Origin of the sequence: Streptococcus mitis (assembly GCF_023109235.1) — a bacterium.
GTDB classification, from domain to species: Bacteria; Bacillota; Bacilli; order Lactobacillales; family Streptococcaceae; genus Streptococcus; species Streptococcus mitis_DA.
The window spans coordinates 1-4,940 of the sequence record NZ_JALDUC010000019.1; the positions used below are offsets into that span (position 1 = coordinate 1).

The window sequence follows — 4,940 nt, forward strand, 5'->3', positions numbered from 1 at the left end:
TAGAGCTAAGCGACTTCCATATCTCACAGGGGGCAACCCCCAACTACTTCCGGCGTTCTAGGGCTTAACTTCTGTGTTCGGCATGGGTACAGGTGTATCTCCTAGGCTATCGTCACTTAACTCTGAGTAATACCTACTCAAAATTGAATATCTATTCAAACCAAGAAAACCGTTCGCTTTCATATTCTCAGTTACTTTGGATAAGTCCTCGAGCTATTAGTATTAGTCCGCTACATGTGTCGCCACACTTCCACTTCTAACCTATCTACCTGATCATCTCTCAGGGCTCTTACTGATATAAAATCATGGGAAATCTCATCTTGAGGTGGGTTTCACACTTAGATGCTTTCAGCGTTTATCCCTTCCCTACATAGCTACCCAGCGATGCCTTTGGCAAGACAACTGGTACACCAGCGGTAAGTCCACTCTGGTCCTCTCGTACTAGGAGCAGATCCTCTCAAATTTCCTACGCCCGCGACGGATAGGGACCGAACTGTCTCACGACGTTCTGAACCCAGCTCGCGTGCCGCTTTAATGGGCGAACAGCCCAACCCTTGGGACCGACTACAGCCCCAGGATGCGACGAGCCGACATCGAGGTGCCAAACCTCCCCGTCGATGTGAACTCTTGGGGGAGATAAGCCTGTTATCCCCAGGGTAGCTTTTATCCGTTGAGCGATGGCCCTTCCATACGGAACCACCGGATCACTAAGCCCGACTTTCGTCCCTGCTCGAGTTGTAGCTCTCGCAGTCAAGCTCCCTTATACCTTTACACTCTGCGAATGATTTCCAACCATTCTGAGGGAACCTTTGGGCGCCTCCGTTACCTTTTAGGAGGCGACCGCCCCAGTCAAACTGCCCGTCAGACACTGTCTCCGATAGGGATCACCTATCCGGGTTAGAGTGGCCATAACACAAGGGTAGTATCCCAACAACGTCTCCTTCGAAACTGGCGTCCCGATCTCATAGACTCCTACCTATCCTGTACATGTGGTACAGACACTCAATATCAAACTGCAGTAAAGCTCCATGGGGTCTTTCCGTCCTGTCGCGGGTAACCTGCATCTTCACAGGTACTAAAATTTCACCGAGTCTCTCGTTGAGACAGTGCCCAAATCATTACGCCTTTCGTGCGGGTCGGAACTTACCCGACAAGGAATTTCGCTACCTTAGGACCGTTATAGTTACGGCCGCCGTTTACTGGGGCTTCAATTCATACCTTCGCTTACGCTAAGCACTCCTCTTAACCTTCCAGCACCGGGCAGGCGTCACCCCCTATACATCATCTTACGATTTAGCAGAGAGCTGTGTTTTTGATAAACAGTTGCTTGGGCCTATTCACTGCGGCTGACTTAAAGTCAGCACCCCTTCTCCCGAAGTTACGGGGTCATTTTGCCGAGTTCCTTAACGAGAGTTCTCTCGCTCACCTGAGGCTACTCGCCTCGACTACCTGTGTCGGTTTGCGGTACGGGTAGAGTATGTTTAAACGCTAGAAGCTTTTCTTGGCAGTGTGACGTCACTAACTTCGCTACTAAACTTCGCTCCCCATCACAGCTCAATGTTACAGATATAAGCATTTGACTCATATCACACCTCACTGCTTAGACAGACACTTCCAATCGTCTGCTTTAGTTAGCCTACTGCGTCCCTCCATCACTACATACTCTAGTACAGGAATATCAACCTGTTGTCCATCGGATACACCTTTCGGTCTCTCCTTAGGTCCCGACTAACCCAGGGCGGACGAGCCTTCCCCTGGAAACCTTAGTCTTACGGTGGACAGGATTCTCACCTGTCTTTCGCTACTCATACCGGCATTCTCACTTCTATGCGTTCCAGCACTCCTCACGGTACACCTTCATCACACATAGAACGCTCTCCTACCATACCTATAAAGGTATCCACAGCTTCGGTAAATTGTTTTAGCCCCGGTACATTTTCGGCGCAGGGTCACTCGACTAGTGAGCTATTACGCACTCTTTGAATGAATAGCTGCTTCTAAGCTAACATCCTAGTTGTCTGTGCAACCCCACATCCTTTTCCACTTAACAATTATTTTGGGACCTTAGCTGGTGGTCTGGGCTGTTTCCCTTTCGACTACGGATCTTAGCACTCGCAGTCTGACTGCCGACCATAATTCATTGGCATTCGGAGTTTATCTGAGATTGGTAATCCGGGATGGACCCCTCACCCAAACAGTGCTCTACCTCCAAGAATCTCTAATATCGACGCTAGCCCTAAAGCTATTTCGGAGAGAACCAGCTATCTCCAAGTTCGTTTGGAATTTCTCCGCTACCCACAAGTCATCCAAGCACTTTTCAACGTGCCCTGGTTCGGTCCTCCAGTGCGTCTTACCGCACCTTCAACCTGCTCATGGGTAGGTCACATGGTTTCGGGTCTACGTCATGATACTAATTCGCCCTATTCAGACTCGGTTTCCCTACGGCTCCGTCTCTTCAACTTAACCTCGCATCATAACGTAACTCGCCGGTTCATTCTACAAAAGGCACGCTCTCACCCATTAACGGGCTCGAACTTGTTGTAGGCACACGGTTTCAGGTTCTATTTCACTCCCCTCCCGGGGTGCTTTTCACCTTTCCCTCACGGTACTGGTTCACTATCGGTCACTAGGGAGTATTTAGGGTTGGGAGATGGTCCTCCCAGATTCCGACGGGATTTCACGTGTCCCGCCGTACTCAGGATACTGCTAGGTACAAAGACTATTTTAAATACGAGGCTATTACTCTCTTTGGCTGATCTTCCCAAATCATTCTTCTATAATCTTTGAGTCCACATTGCAGTCCTACAACCCCGAAGAGTAAACTCTTCGGTTTGCCCTCCTGCCGTTTCGCTCGCCGCTACTAAGGCAATCGCTTTTGCTTTCTCTTCCTGCAGCTACTTAGATGTTTCAGTTCACTGCGTCTTCCTCCTCACATCCTTAACAGATGCGGGTAACAGGTAGTACCTGTTGGGTTCCCCCATTCGGAAATCCCTGGATCATCGCTTACTTACAGCTACCCAAGGCATATCGTCGTTTGTCACGTCCTTCTTCGGCTCCTAGTGCCAAGGCATCCACCGTGCGCCCTTATTAACTTAACCTTATTTTTTGACCTTTCAGTCATAAACTCTTATTAATACTACAGCGTTTTCGGTTTATTTTCTTGTTACTATTTGATATAGATATTCAATTTTCAATGTGCATTACTTGGTGATCTCTCACCAATGGAGCCTAGCGGGATCGAACCGCTGACCTCCTGCGTGCAAAGCAGGCGCTCTCCCAGCTGAGCTAAGGCCCCACAAGACCTCTCAAGACTAAACAAGACCAATGCGCAGTTCCTTATCCTTAGAAAGGAGGTGATCCAGCCGCACCTTCCGATACGGCTACCTTGTTACGACTTCACCCCAATCATCTATCCCACCTTAGGCGGCTGGCTCCTTACGGTTACCTCACCGACTTCGGGTGTTACAAACTCTCGTGGTGTGACGGGCGGTGTGTACAAGGCCCGGGAACGTATTCACCGCGGCGTGCTGATCCGCGATTACTAGCGATTCCGACTTCATGTAGGCGAGTTGCAGCCTACAATCCGAACTGAGACTGGCTTTAAGAGATTAGCTTGCCGTCACCGGCTTGCGACTCGTTGTACCAGCCATTGTAGCACGTGTGTAGCCCAGGTCATAAGGGGCATGATGATTTGACGTCATCCCCACCTTCCTCCGGTTTATTACCGGCAGTCTCGCTAGAGTGCCCAACTGAATGATGGCAACTAACAATAGGGGTTGCGCTCGTTGCGGGACTTAACCCAACATCTCACGACACGAGCTGACGACAACCATGCACCACCTGTCACCTCTGTCCCGAAGGAAAACTCTATCTCTAGAGCGGTCAGAGGGATGTCAAGACCTGGTAAGGTTCTTCGCGTTGCTTCGAATTAAACCACATGCTCCACCGCTTGTGCGGGCCCCCGTCAATTCCTTTGAGTTTCAACCTTGCGGTCGTACTCCCCAGGCGGAGTGCTTAATGCGTTAGCTGCGGCACTAAACCCCGGAAAGGGTCTAACACCTAGCACTCATCGTTTACGGCGTGGACTACCAGGGTATCTAATCCTGTTTGCTCCCCACGCTTTCGAGCCTCAGCGTCAGTTACAAGCCAGAGAGCCGCTTTCGCCACCGGTGTTCCTCCATATATCTACGCATTTCACCGCTACACATGGAATTCCACTCTCCCCTCTTGCACTCAAGTTAAACAGTTTCCAAAGCGTACTATGGTTAAGCCACAGCCTTTAACTTCAGACTTATCTAACCGCCTGCGCTCGCTTTACGCCCAATAAATCCGGACAACGCTCGGGACCTACGTATTACCGCGGCTGCTGGCACGTAGTTAGCCGTCCCTTTCTGGTAAGATACCGTCACAGTGTGAACTTTCCACTCTCACACTCGTTCTTCTCTTACAACAGAGCTTTACGATCCGAAAACCTTCTTCACTCACGCGGCGTTGCTCGGTCAGACTTCCGTCCATTGCCGAAGATTCCCTACTGCTGCCTCCCGTAGGAGTCTGGGCCGTGTCTCAGTCCCAGTGTGGCCGATCACCCTCTCAGGTCGGCTATGTATCGTCGCCTTGGTGAGCCGTTACCCCACCAACTAGCTAATACAACGCAGGTCCATCTGGTAGTGATGCAATTGCACCTTTTAAGCAAATGTCATGCAACATCTACTCTTATGCGGTATTAGCTATCGTTTCCAATAGTTATCCCCCGCTACCAGGCAGGTTACCTACGCGTTACTCACCCGTTCGCAACTCATCCGGAGAAGCAAGCTCCTCCTTCAGCGTTCTACTTGCATGTATTAGGCACGCCGCCAGCGTTCGTCCTGAGCCAGGATCAAACTCTCATTAAAAGTTTGAGTTCTCACTCATTTCTGTCACTGACAGATTTATTGTTTTTT

Annotated in this window: 1 tRNA gene and 3 rRNA genes; all 4 read right to left on the reverse strand. The window is 50.0% G+C overall.

Annotated elements, in window-relative coordinates:
* Nucleotides 1–4: 4 nt before the first annotated feature.
* Nucleotides 5–120, reverse strand: a 5S ribosomal RNA gene (rrf, locus tag M1F55_RS08950).
* A 76-nt stretch (nucleotides 121–196) separates the two neighbouring features.
* Nucleotides 197–3,098: ribosomal RNA gene (locus tag M1F55_RS08955) — 23S ribosomal RNA — on the reverse strand.
* 124 nt (nucleotides 3,099–3,222) lie between these two features.
* Nucleotides 3,223–3,295: transfer RNA gene (locus M1F55_RS08960), tRNA-Ala, on the reverse strand.
* 51 nt (nucleotides 3,296–3,346) lie between these two features.
* A 16S ribosomal RNA gene (locus tag M1F55_RS08965) occupies nucleotides 3,347–4,892 on the reverse strand.
* The 16S, 23S and 5S rRNA genes sit together here with 1 tRNA gene alongside, the layout of an rRNA operon.
* Nucleotides 4,893–4,940: the final 48 nt, after the last annotated feature.